Origin of the sequence: Cellvibrio sp. BR (assembly GCF_000263355.1) — a bacterium.
GTDB lineage: Bacteria > Pseudomonadota > Gammaproteobacteria > Pseudomonadales > Cellvibrionaceae > Cellvibrio.
This window is the reverse complement of sequence record NZ_JH668201.1, coordinates 241,301-259,920: the sequence shown is the minus strand read 5'-3', so window position 1 is coordinate 259,920 and position 18,620 is coordinate 241,301. Positions and strand designations below refer to the sequence as shown.

Here is an 18,620-nt window from a genome sequence, read left to right as displayed (position 1 = left end):
GGTAATTTCTGTTTATTTGACGGCGGATAGGGTATTTTTGTGAATGAACTAATTTGCGGGTGAGCCAGTTGATGGACAAGAATGCATGGCTTGCCTCACCCTGAAAAATCGAGCTAGACACCAGACAATAGGATCAAACGACTTTGACTACTGCCAGCAATAAATACGCGGTTCCCGCTCTGGATAAAGGGCTGGATATATTGGAATACCTGGTGACTCAGGAGCTGCCCAAATCTCAAACTGAGATCGCCCAAGGTTTGGGGCGCAACCCCAATGATATTTATCGGGTGCTGGTCGGCCTGGAGGCGCGGGGTTATTTGGTGAGAGATGAACTATCGGGGCGCTATCGGCTGTCGCTCAAGCTGTACAACCTATCGCGCAGTATTTCGCCTATCGATCAAATGCGCCAATGCGCGCTGCCCTATATGGAAGATCTGGCGGTCAACATTGGCCAATCCTGCTATTTGGCGATGCTCTACCAAAGCCAGACCATGATTATTGTGCACGCGCGCGGCCACAGTCCTATCTCGCTCAATATGAGTGAAGGCTCCCTATTCCCCACCATGACAACCACGGCAGGCAAGGTGTTACTTGCCAATAGCAACCCAGCCGTGCGCGATATGATTTTGGAGCGCGACGCCGACTACGCCAAACTCAGTAAAAATAAACGCACTGCCCTGATCAACGAATTGGAACCGATAAAACAAAATGGCTACCTCGCGGCACCAAGCCCTTTTATCGAAGGCGCCACCGATTTTGCCGCGCTCATTGGTAGACCAGAGGGTAAAGTGATTGCGGCATTGGCTATTTCGCCGCTCAAGTCGCACTGGAGCACCGCTATAGCACAGGAAGAACTGCACACACGGGTAGTGACCACTGCAAATAAAATTGCGCAGCAGCTAGGGGATTTGTAACTCGCGCCCTCCCTTCATCAAATTTTGTCAACATTTAACTATCGCCAATCCGAACACTGAGTTAAAGTTTAGGCTCGGCCGCATCAAGTAGCACATTAATGCGCTGCGTGATGCCGCCATACCTACCGTTATAACTTTATGGTGAGTTAGATGATGATAAAAAAAGTACCCTATTCCTGCCTTCAATATCTATCGTTTCTCTGCACAGTTTTGCTCCTAAGCGCAATCAACAGTCAGGCCGCCGCCCTTGTCAGCGATATTGATCTCGACCCTGTAACACCGAAAACAATTCAATATCAGGTTCAAGGCAGTTTAATAAAAAAAATGGTGTTAGTCGTCGACAACCCAAAAAACTATGCCAACTTTAGTCTTTACGCCAACGATGAATTACTGCTCGACAATATTGATATTCCGCACTCTGGTCAGCAGCAATTAACCGCGCTCATCAAACTTCCTGCGCCGGGAAAACTTAAGCTCAGCCTTAGAGCCAACAACGCAATACTCAACATTCAGCGTCTTGAATTTATAGATATCCCCGATCAGCATGTACCTCAATTCGAAGACATCTCCGTTAGCGCTGGTATAGATAAAGTCAGTTCAATTAAATACGGGGGCCCCACAATCGCCGATATAGATAACGACGGCGATTACGATTTCATTGTGAATAATCACAATGAAGAGAGCAGCAAACTTTATTGGAATAATGGCGATGGTACTGTAACCAAACACAGTCAAAATCTGGCGCGCTGGTTTATGCACGATCTGCACGGCACCGCTGCTGGTGATTACGATAATGATGGCGATCTGGATTTGGTTGTCACCCAAGGTGGCGGCAATGGCACAGATCCTTCCAAAGCCAATTTCTATACCAATGACAATGGCACAATGATACTCACTACAGGTGATGTAGGTATCAACAAAGGAGGCCGTGGCCGCGCCGCACAATGGTCAGATATGGATTTGGATGGCGATTTGGATTTAATGCTCATTAACGAATCCAGCCTTACCCATGAAAAGCCGCAACATTTTTTTTACGAAAATAAAGGTGATGGAACTTTTACGCAACGCACAATCGCAGACTTGCAAGATCAGGAACCATCGCGCTCTTTGATAACGGATTTAAACCACGACAACATTGATGATGTAATTTTATTTGGCCCACTTTCTGTCTGGCTGGGCAATGGCGATTTCACTTTCACCGATATTACCGCGCAATTCCCCGCCGATGTCATTGCCTTACACAACATAATGGCAGTCGCCGATTTGGATATCGACAATGATGGCGATCAGGATCTTTACCTCGCACGCGGCAAAGAAGTTGAACACGGCAAAGGCGAAGCACCTGCAGTCGATCACGACCCCATCACGCAGGAGTTTTCGATCAAACCACGCGGCTTTAAAGGTGTGGATAAATTCGAATTCACCGCTGCAGGAAAAATCAAATTGCACAATTATTATTTTCTCGCGCAGGGTGAATTCAGAGGAAAAGATTATCCTTTTTTTCTGGGCAGTAAAAAAACATCGAAAGTGATTTCTGCTGGGCAGGTGCTGGAAATAGACCCAAGCGAAGCGCAAGGCTGGCCGGATAATATTGCGGAAAACGGTGTTTATTTTGGTTACTTGGGCAAAGGCCACTGGAAAGCCGCATTAGTTCGCAATGGGGATATTTTTTGGAATTTTAAATTTAGTCTCTCTGGCGTTACTAGCACCACTACCGAATTTATTCCAGAGAATCGCAACATGAATGACATTCTATTGCGCAATGACGGTGGAAAATTCACTGACGTATCACGCGAATGGCAGATTCAACCCGGAGGCAATACATTGGGTGTCACCACGGGTGATTTTAATAACGACAGTCATCAGGATTTATTTCTTTATCGCTGGGGGAACATTGGTGCGCGCATTTCTGATTACATACTATTAAACGATGGCAAAGGTCATTTCTACACGCTGACACAACACGGAGCCAATGATGTTGGCGGCCCCGGCAATGGTGATATGGGCCAAGCCTTTGATTTTGATTTGGATGGCGGCCTAGACCTATTAAATGGCAGTGAAGGTGGTGAGTGGTATCTTTATCGCAACAAAAAAAATGAAACCGGAAATTACGCATTAGTACGAGTGGGTTATTCACCTAAAGCTCATGTGGATGCCATAGGCGCTGAGGTTAAAATCACCACCGCGCAAGGTGTTTATCGCAAACGGGTAGGTTCAGCGGGAGGCGTTTTTTCCCAAAGCCTGTTAAACATTGTGCATTTTGGTTTAGGGAGTGCGCAAACAATTGAGCGCATTAGTATTAGATGGCGCAATGGTGAAACACAATATTTCACCAACAAACCTGCCAATCAATTATTTGATACCGACAAAGCAGATGTAAAAAGTCTGCAGCTTGAACAGGCACAAACAAATCTTCGCCAAGGTACAAAATTAAACCTCTCCGCCCACTTAACACCAGCCAATGGTGACACCCGGCTGCAATGGTCATCAAGCGATGAAAATATTATCGCTGTAGATCAGCAAGGCCAAATCACCGCGCTGGGTAACAATGGCCAAAGCGCGACTATAACGGCCACCAGCCCCACTAATGGAGTAAATGCGCAGAGCAACATTACCATTGAGCCTTGGTTTGCCGTGCCCGCAAAATCGCTAACACTCGAACCATCACCGACAAAATTATTGGTGGGTGAAAGCCTTACACTCACTGCAACTTTATTTCCAGCTCATGCCGACAACTCGGAACTCATCTGGAGCAGTAGCAATATAAAAGTCGTGCGGGTAGATGCAGCGGGAACAATCACCGCACTACAACCCGGCACTGCGATTATCAAAGTAGCTTCCGCAAAACAACCCACTGTCAAAGACACCATAAAACTGCACGTGGCGCCGACCATCGCACCCTTTATAAAATTTACGAATGAGAAAAAATTGCGCGATAAGGTATGGACTCAAAACGATAAAATTACTTTAACCGTCGAATACCACGCCGGATCAGGTAATAGAGTTATTGCGTCAGATGAAGGGGGAATTCGCTTTTGGCTGCGCCATTTTCAATCCAAATGGGTCCCAGTGAAAGACAGAGTCCTAATAGATGCAAGCGCCTTAAAAACCGAATCAGGAAAATCCACCATGACCTTTTCGTTTGAAGATCTAATCCCTAGTGCCGAGCTACCCGCAGGCCAGTTTTACCAACTGCGTGCTTCATTTGTATCCAGTAATGGCAAAATGTATGACGCCACTATTGATGATATAAAGATTGTTCCCTCTGTCCACTAAACACTTTCAATTTTTATTTATGTCCAAGGACGGATTTACTCACAAAAGATTCAAATTAAACGTTTGAAAACTATTTGGTCTTTTGACAGTTCATCGAATTTATAAAGACACTCTCTCAATTCAATTTTTCAATATTAATGAACCAATAATAAACATTATTTTCATCAATGAAATATCTCACTCTTTTTTGTTAACCTGATCAAAAAGATAACCCACTTCGTGAGCTTCCCTGTCTTCCTTAATTTTATCTTTACGCTGCTGCTCCAATTCTTTTTTCTTTTTGTTTACTTCTTCCAGAATAGGCAGCGGATCAAGCCCGCGCCAGAGCGGCAGCATAGACATCATGGTTAACAATAGACTGCTCGCGCGCAAAGACCACACCAGCAAACCGGTAGTGACAGAAAAAGTCAGACCAGCCACCACGGTCCTGCGATCCTGCTCTTCCACCATGGCCTCATCCATTTGGGCGCGCAAACGGCGCACTTCATTATCAAAATCTGCCTCTTCCCAAGGGGCAAAACCGGCGTCTGGCGCAATCAAGCCTGCCAGATTAGGTGAGGCGGTTAAGGTGGTAAGCGGAACATTGCCATCGCTATTGACCTCCTCAGCACGTTCATAATCGCGGCTGGACTTATCGTTAATCACCGTGTCAGTGTGGTTGCTATCGCCGGTTTCCACGATAATTCGTTGGGCGTCCAAGCCATCGGGAAGCAGTGGCTCAAGGCTGTTATTGCCACCCTGATTTGGCAATTCACCGGGAATCTCTGGCAGATCTGTATCTGCACCATCAGGGGCTTTTGGCCCATCTGTGGTAGGCGGTGTTGTTGGAGGTGTGGTAGGCGGCGTTGTTGGAGGGGTTGGCGGCTCTACCGGCGGCACAGTAACGGGTGGCTTTTCCAACGCAGCTACAGTGACTTTAAACGAGGTTTCTACCCAAGCACCATCATTGTCTTGCGCGCGCAGAGTAATGGTTGACTCGCCACCGATTTGAGAGGCAAACGAGAGCGTCATAAGGCCAGTAGCCGGGTCGATTTGAATACTGGGAACCGCGCTATTATTGCTGTTTTGCATCAGTGTCCAGCTGAGCGTGGTGCCATTTTCCACATCGCTAAATACAGTGCGCAGATTCATTTGCTGGGGTGCAGCACCGGCCTTAACGCTGATATCCGCCATACCGCTTGACACAGGCACATCGTTTACCGAGGCGATATTGATGCGTACCAATGCATCAACCCAAGCGCCCTGCTCATCTTGTGCACGCACCACCACATCGCTGCTGCCAAATTGATTGGCGCCATAGTTCAACTGCAATTTACCGGAGGCAAGATCAATACTCGCATTGCTCACCAAGGCCGGGTTGCTATTGCTAACGACAGAAAACACCAGATTGCGGGTGGCAGTTTCCTCATCGCTAAACAAGGCCCATAAATCAACCTGGTCGCCAGCCGCATCTTCAATATTATTGATAACGACATTGCCAGTGGTTTCAGGTACATCATTGACCTCTTCCACGGTCAACTCAAATTGAGCTGTCGCAGCGGCCATGCCATCACTCGCGATAATTTGGATACTTAGGTTTCCAACGTCCGCCTGGCTAGGTGTGCCACTAAAACTCAGCGTCGCGGCATCAAATACCAACCAGCTTGGCAAGGGCGCGCCGCCAGCTAATTGCGCGCTATAGACTAAGGTGGTGCCCACATCGGCATCAGTAAACATGCTCGCGGGGAAAGTTACACTGAACGGCACATCTTCCAGCGCGGTTTGGTTGGCCGGAGGATTGGCCAGCACCGGTGCGTCATTAACGTTGTTCACGACAATAACAAAGCTATCGCTAATAGAGCCGCCATTTGCATCACTCGCCGTCACCAATACATTGATGCTGCCGATATCGCCCGCCGTCGGAGTACCGCTAAAACTGCGCGTCGCGGCATCAAAACTTAACCAGGCTGGCAAAGACCCACCGCCTACCAATTGGACGGAATAACTTAACGGATCACCCTCCGGGTCAACAAAGGTCGACACGGGAAAACTGAAATCAAAGCGTTGATTCTCAGCAGCTACTTGATCGGCAATAGCCGACTGCACAAACGGCGGGGCATTGACCGGCAAACCAGTAACAGTGAGCACAAAAACATCGCTCACTGAACCGCCCTGTCCATCATTCGCAGTGACTTCAATATTGATACTGCCCACATCACCAAGCGCAGGTGTACCGCTAAAAGTACGGGTGGCAGGATTAAAACTCAACCAAGTGGGCAAGGGTGCGCCGCCAGCAAGTTGCGCGCTGTAAGTCAGTGTGTGGCCAACATCGGGATCAGCAAATACATTGGCGCCAAAGGTGAAGTTGAAAGCGGTATTTTCAGTTGCACTCTGGTCTGCAATTGGGAAAGCAACCGTAGGCGCATCGTTAGTGTTGGCGACGACAATATCGAATGTGTCAGTCACTGTTCCGCCATTGCCATCATTGGCGATTACATCAATTGATACAGTTCCGACAAAAGCATTCGTTGGCGTGCCACTGAAGGTGCGCGTTGCTGCATCAAAACTTAACCACGCGGGCAATGCCCCGCCACCGGCAAGTTGCGCGCTGTAGCTGAGCGTATCGCCAACATCAGAATCTGCAAATGTATTAGCGGCAAACTGAAAATTAAACGCAGCATCTTCAATCGCATTTTGATTGGGGATTGGATTGGCAACCGTAGGCGCATCGTTAGTATTCGCGATCACTAAGTCAAAGGTATCCGTCGCGGGCGTACCGTCTCTGGCGTCGTCGGCGGTCACCTTAATCGAGATAGTGCCTACGTCCGCATTAACAGGAGTACCCGAGAATGTGCGAGTTGCGGCATTAAAACTTAACCATGCTGGCAGCGCGCTGCCATCGGCCATAGTTGCGCTGTAGGTCAGCGTATCGCCATCTGCATCACTAAACGTATTCGCGGCAAATTGAAAATTAAACGCGGCATCTTCCGCTGCGTTTTGATTGGGAATTGGATTGGCGATCTGAGGATTATTGTTTACGCCACTGGATACCTGAAACGCCAAATCACGATCTGGATCGGGTGTGCCCGTGCTGGAGTGAAATGAACCATTGGGGTAAACATTCGTATTGTGAATGCCCACGCTTACTAGGCCATCATTGCTGGTGGTTTCAACCCTTATAAAATAAATTTGATTGTCGTTTAGCGCGACGCCAGAAAAATTAAATGCTTCCCAGCTCAACATAGTATTCAAGCCAGCAGATGACTTAGTGTCACTGGCAACCACCGTACCATTATAAGTCGATGATATTAATGAGACGGTAATAGTTTGCACACTGGCGGAGGGATCCTTCCTGACTTGCAAAACAATTGAATCGATTGTGTAAGTTGCGCCTACGCTGTCATGTGCAAACGATTGAAAAAGAGGCACGCCCGCAGAAATAGACTGAGTGTTTGTCGCAGCACCCGAAGATTCGTAATTAACATTGGTGGCACCAACGTTGTGAACCTGCAAATCAAAAAAATCCGACACAGTGGTGGTGCCGTCATTTGCAATTACCTCGATGGTGACATTCCCAACATCGCCATTGGAGGGTATACCACTGAATGTACGGGTTGCCGCATCGAAGCTAAGCCACGCCGGTAATGGCGCCCCACCGGGAATTTGCGCGCTGTAGGTTAACGTGTCACCTACATCTTGGTCATTAAACGTATTGATTGGAAAAGTGTAGTTATACAGCGAATTTTCGGTCGCGTTCTGATTCGGTATTTGATTTACCACCGTCGGCGCATCATTGGTGTTCGCGATGAGGATATCAAAATTGTCTGAAACCGTTGCCCCTGCACCATCATTCGCGGTGACTCTTACCGAGAGAGTGCCTACATCGTCATTTGCTGGCGTACCTGAAAATGTGCGCGTGGCTGAGTCAAAACTCAACCAACCTGGCAATGGGTTTCCATCAACTAGGGTCGCAGTATAAGTAAAACTAGTGCCTACATCACCGTCGCCAAATGTATTGGCTGGAAAACTGTAACTGAACACTGCATCTTCAGTCGCACTTTGATTAGGAATCGGAATATTCACAAAGGGCAAATCATTGATATTGACTACGGTCAAATCAAAGGTGTCGTTTACTGTTCCGCCAAATCCATCGTTGGCGGTAACTCTAATACTGATGGTGCCAATATCGCCGTCATCAGGGACACCACTAAACGTACGCGTACCCACATTGAAATTGAGCCACGCAGGAAGTGGATTTCCATCCGATAAAGTAGCGGTATAGGTCAGCGTATTGCCATCAACATCGTTAAAGGTATTGGCTGGAAATGTATAACTGTAAAGTGACTCTTCATTGGTTGATTGATCGGGAATTGCATTGGCAACGATAGGTGCATCATTAACTGAAGTAACGTTGATGACTACTGTGTCTGTATCTGTTTTATCAAAGTCTCCGGTACGACCTGCACCTTTATCATTGGTCACTATGGTGAAAACATCGGCACCAAAAAAATTACTGGCTGGGGTGTAGTTAAGCGTAGCGGCAAGTGTTGCATTAATTTGCGCCATAGTGCCGGTTAATACCACGGTGGCGGTACCACTACCTGAAATAGCGGCTGAGCCACCACTAACAGATAAAACACCGTGACTAACACTTAAGGTTACTTCCACATCCCAAAGATTGTAGTCGTCGATATCGCTAATACTAACACCCGAAATAGCAACAGTCGTGTCTTCTACTGTAGTAATCGGCCCCGCCGGAACTGTATTAACGGGATTGTCATTCACGTAGCTCACGTCAATTTGAAGGTTATTAGCACTTTGGTCGGTATCCACACCACCGCCCGCAGTACCGCCATCATCTCTAACCTGAAACGTCAATACCGCATAATTCGTAGCATTTTCATCGGCTGCAGGGGTAAAAATTAACTTTCCCGCATTGATATCAGCAATAGTAACAAATTGATTTACGCTTACAGAGCCACTTCCCGTAACCGAGAATGTGCCACCACCACTTATAGCAGTAATTTTTACACCAGCAAAACTATTGCCGTCAGGATCACTAAAACCAAAATTAGCCGCTGTTAAAACTTTAGGCGTATCCTCCTGTGTATCGATTACGTTATTTGTCCCAACTGGAGCCTGATTAACGGCCCCTGAAATTGTAAAACTCATGGTATTGGGGGTCATGTCGAGAGTATTGCTCGCACCATTATCTTGCACTTGAAAGGTATAGCTCGAAGCGCCAGCCGCTACAGCGGCTGCATCCGGCGTATATTTCAAAAAACCAAAATCGATATCGCTTTTTGTAACCGTTTGACCAGCTGTAATCGCAATGCCGCTAAGGGTTAAGGTGCCATCAGCAGGCAATGTAGTAACTTTTACTCCCGCCATAACATCCCAAGGGCTATCAACGGTTTCATGAAAACCAAAGGAAGCAGCATAGATGGTGTAGGCACTTCCTGCAGAGATAGGAATAGATATATCGGTACCAGTAGGAGGGTTGGAACCAGCCAACAACCCCTGCCACTCAAGATATGACTTGGCAGAAAAAAGTTCGGGGGCATCTATCTGCCCATACTTAATCTCCAATACCCAATCCCCACCTTCACGACTATTACCGGTAAGGTCATTGCTTGCCGCTACATCAGCGCCGGTCAAATCACTTAATTGGCGCAATAAGTTGATACCACTTTGGTTTGCCGCCAAATCACAGCCATACAAGAGAATATCGGCCTCATCGCTCAACGCCATGTTCCAAGCCACAAATTGCTGGGCGTACTGGTCAATATTATTTTCATTAAGTACTTGATTTCCGAGCATTAGATTACCGGTCACACCATGAGAAATCACATGAATGACTGAAATGCTGCTAGCACTAGCAAGATAATTGCTGATTTGAGCAATGCCGTCTTGGGTGGTATCGAGATAGACGATGGCGGTGGAGTCGGCATATGTACGGTTGCGGATATCTTCAACCAAAATTTGGTAACCATCGACCCCTGTATCAACAAATACCAGCGTAGTAGCGGAAGATTGAGTGTTGGGTGCAATATCGGCCTGAGGATCTGTATCAGGAACGGATTGAAGCCCAGAATCCTGGCTTTCCATCATCGGCGGGGTATCTGGCATATAGATACTAACCAGATCGACCTGCTGTGCCGCCTGCGCTAAAGACAGCCAATCAGAATTGCCATCATCGAAGACAGCAATATCTGCGGTGGCAGAGAACAATAATCTTGGCTCCAGAGCTTCAATTAAAGGGCGACGCGGTGACCTTGACATAGATATCGAACCTATTTTAGGACTAACACCTGAGGACAAGAATATGCGTGTTGACCACATGCTGGCATTGTTAACATTTTACACCAAGATAGGATGAGTGTCGCAAAAAAGTCCCAAGATGCCCGACAACAAACTTGTTTTGAGCGCGTGCAGATGAGCGCCCTTAGACTAATTGCCCGGAAATTGGGTAGCGCAACCCTGAAAACACAACTCAGAAATGGATTAGCCGCAGTAACAATTCCCTGCGCTTATGTACAGGATTTACCGACTAATTTTTAAATTGGACATGCTCACAAGAGGCAGTTAAGGATCTTTTTATAAACATATAACAGTACAGCTCTTGCGCCTCTATTGAGCTGAGTCAACTTCGGATTGGGGTTTTCAACGTTAATTATTTCTAATTGTTAATGCCTCTGGCTACACACCTCAACAAAGACCGCTCTATCTGTCGATGAAAATCGATTGGCGGTAATATCTATGTCAGTTTCATCAAGCCTCAACCAAACATGTCGATGTGATTTTTTATAGCGATTTTCGCCGATGACTATTTCCAGAGATGATAAACCAATTTTTTCAATCAGGAATTTTGCTAATAGATTCGAGGAAAACTCGCAGCAATTAATTGGAAAAAGATCAAATGAATCTAATTGAAATCCAACTACTTTTGCTTTCAGGATTGCTTTTCGAAACAGGAAAGCAGATGACTGTAAATCATTTGTCGTAGAGATGGACGAGGCTAATTTTATTGCGATGTATCAATCTCGTCTTTGAGAGAGTTAATGACGATCTCCAAACCGTCATGGGGATCAACACCCAGTACCTGGCAGTACCTTACAAATTCAAGCACTTCAATTTTCCGTCGATCCTGCTCCATCTTGCCTAGCACAGAATGGTGCCGTCTCATGGCGAGTGAGGCCTCACGGAGTGTCAAACCACTGGCCTCCCGCTGTTTTTTTAGCCAGAACCGTAACTTTTCGTAGTGAGGTGAGTAAGGAGATGATTTCATTGTCTCGATGATAGAGACAGGATAGAATGGCGCGAAATTCGAGACATGAGGCGTCAATTTCTATCATGAAATCTCTCACAGTTAAGTCCGGGCTACTCTCGGCATTCTCATTACTGGTAAACCGAGAATTCACCGTACACGATCTCACAAAAGCTTATTTGAACAATTCGGCATGCCTTCATAGTTCCAAAAAAGCCGCTCGACAGTTTGTTTATCGCAACATGCTCCGCCTTATCGATAATGGGGAATTGACTAAGGTCGTTGTCGATAGCGGCTGGCCCTTATATCGACTAACACCCCTGTTTAAAACGCAGGAGTGCGCAACCACAATAGTGACTACAGCACCATCGGCGGCTCCGGTAAGAGCTACAGTTACAAACGATATTCCTCGCCAGAGCCTGCAAGAGCGGCTAAATCGGCACAAATTGGAAATGTTGTCCGCAATGGGCGAGACCGAGGAATATGATGCAATTTGCAGCGAGATTCCCGAGCTGCAAGATGATATACAACCTCTGTACAACCAATCCCGTGACAAGTGCTCCAAATTGCTCGGGCGAGTGAAAGCCCTTGAAAGCCTGTTGGCGAGGCAAACAGGTTTGGCGCAATGAAGTTACGACGCTGGCAATTCCGATGTGTTGAACAGGCTCTGTCGAAATTCAAGAATGAAGATAATCACTTCCTGTGTCTCGCGACCCCCGGCGCAGGCAAGACCGTCATGGCGGCAACGTTGGCGCACCGGCTTTTACAGCAGGGCATGGTCGATTTGGTATTGTGTTTTTCGCCCTCAATCATTGTGTCGTCCGATTTTCAACAAGCGCTGGAAGTTCATACCGGCTTTCGGATGGATGGTCGCCTCGGATCAAGGGGACAGTCTTTAACATATCAATCGATGTTGAGTTTGGGAGATGCATTTTGGGCATTGTTTCAAACCCATCACGTGCTAGTAATTTTTGATGAGATACATCACTGCGCAGGTGATAATTTTGAAAACGCCAATGCGTGGGGGCAAACCATTATTCAGCATATTCAGGGGCGCGCGGCATATACCATTGCCTTGACCGGCACACCTTGGCGCTCTGACCGAATCCCCATCGCTTTATCCAGTTACTGTCAGCACAACAAAATCCGCTGTGATTTTATTTATGGAATGGCGCAGGCTATTCAGGAAAAGGTGTGTCGGGCTCCCAGCATCACGTTGGTGGACAATGATCGCATAGTCGTAAAACGGGGTGATACAACAGAGAAATATTCATCTTTCGCTGAGTTACTCAAACTATCAGATTGCTCATACCAACAACTGATTGGTATCGATGCACTGATTGTGTATCTACTAAAACAATCCTCAAAAAAGTTAATGCAAATTCGCAAGCAGCACGAGAATGCGGGCGGCCTTATCGTCGCCGCATCAGTAAATCATGCTTATAAGATTGCGACACTACTGGAACGTCACTTAGGCCAGCGAGCCTGTGTTGCTACTTACATGGATGAAGATGCCCACGGTACTATAAATTCTTTTAGAAACAGCACCCAGCCTTGGATTATTTCCGTAGGGATGGTGAGTGAAGGCACTAACATTCCACGACTGCGCGTGTGCTGCCACCTGACACGAGTCAAAACAGAATTGCATCTTCGGCAAGTATTGGGACGTGTTTTACGTATGGGCGATGTTCCCGGTGAAAGTTATTTGTATTTACCGGCCGAACCCAATTTAGGGGAATACGCGAATCGTGTGGCAGAAGAAATACCGGAATCTGCAACTATTCGACGCGAAACAATGCCAAATAGTGACGATGAAAAGCCATTAGCGATCAAACTACAAGAACCGCAACAATTTGAAGACATAACAGAAATTACTTTTGAAAATATGCCTGTAGGCGAGTTGCAAACCAATATAGATGATCTACCACCTATCCACATTTCAATGTTGGCAAAATCCTATGATACCACCATCAACGTATTTGGTCGGTTTCGTAAAGAATTGCTGCAATTGCATCAGCTTTATACGCAAGAATCTAGCAGCCCCTTTTGATTAGAGTAGAATGGAAAAAACACAATTATCCTTTCTAACCACATTTTTTATAGTGGTATAGCAAAGCATCGTTTAGCGTTGATAAAACATGACAATCCCCCACCATAAGATCATTAGATTAATACTGTCAAGGGAGACAACAGACGAAAAATTTACCAATACTGGATGCACGGAAGTTCAACGAGGGGGGATCTTTTCCTGCAAAGGTAGGTTTAATAGCTGCAGTGATAAAGAAATTTGAACCCTCTATGTCACTAGCTTTTGATTGTAAATACTGGCAGGCTTTTAGAATGGTAAGCGGAGTTTGAACCAGAAGTCTCGCTGGAATACTTCACTCTGAAAGTAATACTTTATAATATGGTTCAATGTTATCGGCTCCTATTGTCCACACGATTTTGGTTTTCAAGTAAAAGCGTTAAAACCTGACATGTGATATAGCAAAAAAATAGGCCTAATTATGAGAATCTACATGACAAAACGTTTCACAAAAATAACCTTACTATTCAATGAATTACATTTGCCATGTGTTTTGTCACTTAGGTGTATTACCTATGCGAGCACCGCAATTATGGCGGCAACCGCAACCTGGTACTCACACTACACGGCGAAACCCGTTAAATAATCTGCCATAAAAAAACCGCCCACCGGCGGTCTTTTCAAAACTAATCGTGTGCAGGAAATAGGTATTACTTGCGCATTCCTGGCGGTAAGCCGCCGCCTGGTGGCATCCCGCCTGGCATCATACCGCCAATGCCACGCATCATTTTCTGCATGCCACCACCTTTCATTTTGCCCATCATTTTCGCCATTTGTTTGTATTGTTTTAACAAACGGTTCAAGTCCTGAATTTGTGTACCGGAGCCCATGGTAATGCGACGTTTGCGCGAACCACTTAAATCATCCGGGTTGCGGCGCTCCTCCGGCGTCATCGAGTTAATAATGGCTTCCATGGTTTTAAATTGTTTGCCCATGTTTGCGGTCTGCGCCATTTGCGCTACGTTCCCTAAGCCTGGCAACTTGTCCAACATGGAGGTCAAACCACCCATGTTTTGCATTTGCTGCAATTGATCGCGCAAATCCTCCAAATCAAATTTCTGACCCTTGGTAACTTTCTTAATTAATTTTTCGGCCTTTTCTTTATCGATAGTGCGCTCAGCTTGCTCAATGAGCGAGAGCACATCACCCATGCCTAAAATACGCGAGGCAATACGGTCAGGATGAAATGGTTCGAGTGCATCAACTTTTTCGCCCATGCCCAAAAACTTAATGGGTTTACCGGTAATGTGGCGCACAGAGAGTGCTGCGCCGCCGCGAGCATCACCGTCGGCTTTGGTCAGGATTACGCCCGTCAAAGGCAGCGCATCGTTAAACGCTTTTGCCGTATTAACCGCATCCTGGCCAATCATGGCATCGATAACAAACAGTGTTTCAATAGGGTTGATAGCCGCGTGAAGATCTTTGATTTCAGTCATCAAGTCTTCATCGATATGCAAACGACCGGCTGTGTCGACAATCAACACATCAAAAAATTGCTTTTTCGCGTGGTCGATTGCATTGCGTGCAATATCCAATGGCTTTTGTTCGCCAGTCGATGGGTAACACTCGACACCCACTTCTGCAGCCAATGTCTGTAACTGCTGGATAGCAGCGGGACGATATACGTCAGCACTCACCACTAATACTTTTTTCTTTTCACGCTCTTTCAGGAAACGCGCCAGCTTGGCAACTGAAGTTGTCTTACCCGCCCCCTGTAAACCCGCCATCAAAACGACCGCGGGTGGCTGCTGGGCAAGGTTCAGGGATTCATTTGCCTGCCCCATGGTGGCAATCAACTCGGCCTCTACAATCTTAATAAATTGCTGCCCAGGATTAAGTGCCTTGCTAATTTGTTGGCCAAGTGCCCGACTGCGAACCTGATCGATAAATGCCTTTACTACCGGCAGTGCGACGTCTGCTTCGAGCAGCGCTTTGCGCACATCGCGCAGGGCATCTTTGATATTGTCTTCGCTGAGACGCGCCTTGCCGGTGATGCTGCGCAGCGTGTGGGATAAACGGTCGGTTAGATTCTCAAACATAGCCTATCTCAAACAATCAGTTGATTTGCGGCGGGCCAAACCTCTTGGATTAGCCCAAGGTCGGCCCATAAAAAGTGGAGGCGATTATAACCTCAAAGCCAGCATAAAGGGGCAAGCAAAGGCGCAATCAACAATCAGGTCAGCCGGTTAAATTGGATAAGGATGTTTCTCATTTACCCTTCTCTTTACAAAAACCTTATGACACACTTGCCCCTTAACTCAGTGTTTCCGCCCTTTACGGATTAGCCTTACCAAGATGATCACACTCAGCGCCAACCTGATCGCACTATTAATCTACAGTGCTGCTGCCGCCTACTTTGGTAGCCAATTTATACGCCAACAGGCATTGCAACCCAAATACCTGATCGGTACAGCAGGCTTGGCGTTAATCGCGCACGGGATCGGGGTCTATGGTCTAAGCGTCAAAGGCGACAACCTGAATGTAAGCCTTTTTTCTGCATCTTCACTGATTTTTTGGGTGATCAATGCGATTGTTCTTTTTAGCAGTATAAAGAAAGCCTTACACAATCTATTTTTATTGTTATTTCCACTCTCTGCTATTTCTGTGCTGACATCGATCATCAGTAGTAACAGCGATTGGCAGCAATCGTTGAGCTACCACATTGCGATCCACGTTGTATTGTCGGTACTTGCATACAGCCTACTTACTATTGCCAGTCTACAGGCCCTATTACTGGCCTACCAAAACCACGCATTAAAAAATAAACAACTCACTACCAGTTCACGCTTATTGCCTCCACTACAAACCATGGAGGCACTACTGTTTGAATTTTTATGGGTGGGAGAGATATTGCTAACCCTCGCTATAGCCTCAGGGTTTTATTTTTTAGAAGATATGTTTGCGCAACATCTTGCACACAAAACCATTTTTGCACTGGTCGCATGGCTGATTTATGCTCTGCTGCTCTGGGGACGCCACCAGTTAGGCTGGAGAGGGAACACCGCAATTCGTTGGACATTGGCAGGTTTTGTTTGCCTCATGCTTGCTTACTTTGGCAGTAAATTAGTACTGGAGATTATTTTGCATCGGGTTTAGTGCCCGATTCATCGCGAGATGAAGATCCAAGCTTTTCAGCAGATTGCCTTTTTTCGATTTTTACATTTTGATCAGGCTCTACAGGATTCCACTCGCTTTTAGTCATTAGTTTGCGCAGAATCCAGCCGCATAATGCAGCCGCGATAATCAAGCCCAGTAAAAAAACTAAAATAACCAGAAGATAAGCGCCCAACTCCGCCCAACTCAAACCCCAAGCGTAAACTGCCAGCAAGATAAAACTAAAACCAGCTATAAGATTTACGCCAAGTCCGCGATTACGAAGTAGTTTGCGAATGACCATATAAAGCCTGCAAAGTAATTAACAAATAAAACGGTTTTACACAAAAAACACAACGAAGAAAATGTCTAAAATCACTCAACAAATAGATTCAAAATTACATACACCAAAATAAAACCTGACAGTGCAATGACTTTAACCGTTACACTTTTTTGTATTGCCGAAAGCGCTTGAAATCTAGGGTGCTTTGAAACAAGCAACTGCGCCAAGACATAAATTACTAAAAACCCCAAGGCAAAAAAAATGGCGTATTCGTTAAAAAGCTGAACTTGCATAGGGACAAAACCTTAGAGTAACGAGCTATTAAGTAGATTCACGGCGCCACTGCGTAGTACCGTCACGAGCATCTTCCAGTACCACACCCGCTGCAAGCAACTCTTTGCGAATTTCATCCGCGCGCGCATATTGTTTATCTTTTTTGGCCTGGATACGTTCCGCAATCAAACGTTCGACATTGTCTGCTGCAATTTGATCTGAACCACCAGCCTGCAAAAACACTTCAGGATTTTCCTGCAACACGCCCAAAATCAATCCCAATGCCTTCAACTGACCAGCGAGATCACAGGCCAAATCAGGATTACTTTTAGCGTTGTTTAAATCACGCACCAAATCAAACATACCTGCCAAGGCAACGCGCGTATTAAAGTCATCGTTCATGGCTTCAACGAATGCGGTGTAGTACGGGCTTGCTGTCATTGCAGTCAAAGATGTTGGCAAAACATCAGCATAATCACGTAAAGCGCCGTAGAAACGCTCAAGTCCAGTACGTGCCTCAATTAAATTATCTTCTGCATAATTAATCGGGCTGCGATAATGGCTGCTAACCAATAAAAAGCGCACGACTTCCGGGTGATACTTTTCCAGCACATCGCGAATAGTGAAAAAATTGCCGAGTGATTTCGACATTTTTTCGCCATCAACACGCACCGCACCAGCATGCATCCAATAATTGACATACTTGCAACCGTTAGCCGCTTCACTTTGGGCGATTTCATTTTCATGGTGCGGAAATGGCAAGTCGGGACCACCACCGTGAATATCAAACGTTTCACCGCAGCAATTTTTGCTCATCGCTGAGCATTCAATATGCCAGCCGGGACGGCCATTTCCCCAAGGGGATTTCCATGCAGGTTCTCCTGCCTTCGCGGCTTTCCACAAAACAAAATCACGGGGGTCCTCTTTTACTTCATCAACTTCGATGCGCGCGCCAACTAATAACTCATCAACATTTTTGTTAGTGAGCTTGCCGTAATCAGCAAAACGCGTTACGCGGTAATACACATCACCATTGATCGCGGCATAAGCAAAACCTTTATCGATCAACGTTTTGTTCATATCAACAATTTGATCGATATAGGCAGTTGCGCGCGGTTCAATATCGGGGCGGGCAATCCCCAAGCGGGCTTCGTCTTCATGCATATAATCGATAAAGCGTTTGGTCAGCGCTGAAAACTCTTCACCATTCTCATTGGCACGCTTGATAATCTTATCGTCGATATCGGTAATGTTACGCACATAGCTAACATCCCAACCCTGGCTGCGCAGGAATTTGGTAATGACATCAAAAGCGACCAGCACGCGCGCGTGACCAATATGGCAATAGTCATACACGGTGATACCACAGACATACATAGAAATCTTGCCCGGATATATCGGTTTAAAAATTTCTTTTTGGCGCGTGAGTGTGTTGTATATCTGCAGCAT

11 protein-coding genes are annotated in these 18,620 nt (G+C 46.3%); 5 read left to right on the top strand and 6 right to left on the bottom strand.

The features are described 5' to 3' along the window. Nucleotides 1-143: 143 nt before the first annotated feature. Nucleotides 144-914, top strand: a complete 771-nt coding sequence (locus O59_RS06400) for an IclR family transcriptional regulator (protein WP_007640718.1) — start codon at nt 144-146, stop codon at nt 912-914. A gap of 150 nt (nt 915-1,064) precedes the next feature. Continuing rightward, nucleotides 1,065-4,190 carry an FG-GAP-like repeat-containing protein gene (locus O59_RS06395; protein WP_081489659.1) on the top strand — a complete coding sequence of 1,042 codons (3,126 nt, stop codon included), beginning with the start codon at nt 1,065-1,067 and terminating at the stop codon, nt 4,188-4,190. A 177-nt stretch (nt 4,191-4,367) separates the two neighbouring features. Here the strand turns inward: O59_RS06395 and O59_RS06390 are convergent, their stop codons facing one another. Further along, nucleotides 4,368-10,451 carry a putative Ig domain-containing protein gene (locus O59_RS06390; RefSeq protein WP_007640715.1) on the bottom strand — a complete coding sequence of 2,028 codons (6,084 nt, stop codon included), beginning with the start codon at nt 10,449-10,451 and terminating at the stop codon, nt 4,368-4,370. A gap of 742 nt (nt 10,452-11,193) precedes the next feature. After that, a complete protein-coding gene (locus O59_RS22185) occupies nt 11,194-11,457 on the bottom strand; it encodes a helix-turn-helix transcriptional regulator (RefSeq protein WP_225318874.1) in 264 nt (87 codons plus the stop codon). A 65-nt stretch (nt 11,458-11,522) separates the two neighbouring features. Between O59_RS22185 and O59_RS06380 the strand changes: the two genes are divergently transcribed. Then, the gene (locus O59_RS06380) at nt 11,523-12,065 is read left to right on the top strand and encodes a hypothetical protein (RefSeq protein WP_040391639.1); all 543 of its coding nucleotides are present in this window, start codon (nt 11,523-11,525) and stop codon (nt 12,063-12,065) included. Next, nucleotides 12,062-13,486: a DEAD/DEAH box helicase gene (locus tag O59_RS06375; protein ID WP_040391637.1), complete on the top strand. Its 1,425-nt coding sequence runs from the start codon at nt 12,062-12,064 to the stop codon at nt 13,484-13,486. Before O59_RS06380 ends, O59_RS06375 begins: the two co-directional genes overlap by 4 nt. A 686-nt stretch (nt 13,487-14,172) precedes the next feature. Here the strand turns inward: O59_RS06375 and ffh are convergent. After that, nucleotides 14,173-15,561 (bottom strand): signal recognition particle protein, encoded by a 1,389-nt coding sequence (ffh, locus tag O59_RS06370; protein ID WP_007640704.1) that lies wholly within the window; start codon nt 15,559-15,561, stop codon nt 14,173-14,175. 256 nt (nt 15,562-15,817) lie between these two features. Here ffh and O59_RS06365 point away from each other — a divergent pair, with 256 nt between their 5' ends. Beyond that, nucleotides 15,818-16,618 (top strand): inner membrane protein YpjD, encoded by an 801-nt coding sequence (locus tag O59_RS06365; protein WP_007640702.1) that lies wholly within the window; start codon nt 15,818-15,820, stop codon nt 16,616-16,618. Here the strand turns inward: O59_RS06365 and O59_RS06360 are convergent. The 3 genes from O59_RS06360 to cysS form a co-directional block, all read right to left on the bottom strand. Continuing rightward, the gene (locus tag O59_RS06360) at nt 16,599-16,919 is read right to left on the bottom strand and encodes a hypothetical protein (RefSeq protein ID WP_007640700.1); all 321 of its coding nucleotides are present in this window, start codon (nt 16,917-16,919) and stop codon (nt 16,599-16,601) included. The genes O59_RS06365 and O59_RS06360 overlap by 20 nt on opposite strands. A 71-nt stretch (nt 16,920-16,990) precedes the next feature. Further along, nucleotides 16,991-17,191 (bottom strand): hypothetical protein, encoded by a 201-nt coding sequence (locus tag O59_RS06355; protein WP_007640698.1) that lies wholly within the window; start codon nt 17,189-17,191, stop codon nt 16,991-16,993. Between the two features lie 28 nt (nt 17,192-17,219). Then, nucleotides 17,220-18,620: a cysteine--tRNA ligase gene (gene cysS, locus O59_RS06350; protein WP_007640697.1), complete on the bottom strand. Its 1,401-nt coding sequence runs from the start codon at nt 18,618-18,620 to the stop codon at nt 17,220-17,222.

Excerpts from the sequence above, each read along its gene's own strand:
- O59_RS06395 (WP_081489659.1), top strand. The coding sequence starts at position 1,065 with ATGATGATAAAAAAAGTACCCTATTCCTGCCTTCAATATCTATCGTTT.
- O59_RS06390 (WP_007640715.1), bottom strand. The coding sequence starts at position 10,451 with ATGTCAAGGTCACCGCGTCGCCCTTTAATTGAAGCTCTGGAGCCAAGA.
- O59_RS22185 (WP_225318874.1), bottom strand. The coding sequence starts at position 11,457 with ATGAAATCATCTCCTTACTCACCTCACTACGAAAAGTTACGGTTCTGG.
- O59_RS06380 (WP_040391639.1), top strand. The coding sequence starts at position 11,523 with ATGAAATCTCTCACAGTTAAGTCCGGGCTACTCTCGGCATTCTCATTA.
- O59_RS06375 (WP_040391637.1), top strand. The coding sequence starts at position 12,062 with ATGAAGTTACGACGCTGGCAATTCCGATGTGTTGAACAGGCTCTGTCG.
- ffh (WP_007640704.1), bottom strand. The coding sequence starts at position 15,561 with ATGTTTGAGAATCTAACCGACCGTTTATCCCACACGCTGCGCAGCATC.
- O59_RS06365 (WP_007640702.1), top strand. The coding sequence starts at position 15,818 with ATGATCACACTCAGCGCCAACCTGATCGCACTATTAATCTACAGTGCT.
- O59_RS06360 (WP_007640700.1), bottom strand. The coding sequence starts at position 16,919 with ATGGTCATTCGCAAACTACTTCGTAATCGCGGACTTGGCGTAAATCTT.
- O59_RS06355 (WP_007640698.1), bottom strand. The coding sequence starts at position 17,191 with ATGCAAGTTCAGCTTTTTAACGAATACGCCATTTTTTTTGCCTTGGGG.
- cysS (WP_007640697.1), bottom strand. The coding sequence starts at position 18,620 with ATGCTGCAGATATACAACACACTCACGCGCCAAAAAGAAATTTTTAAA.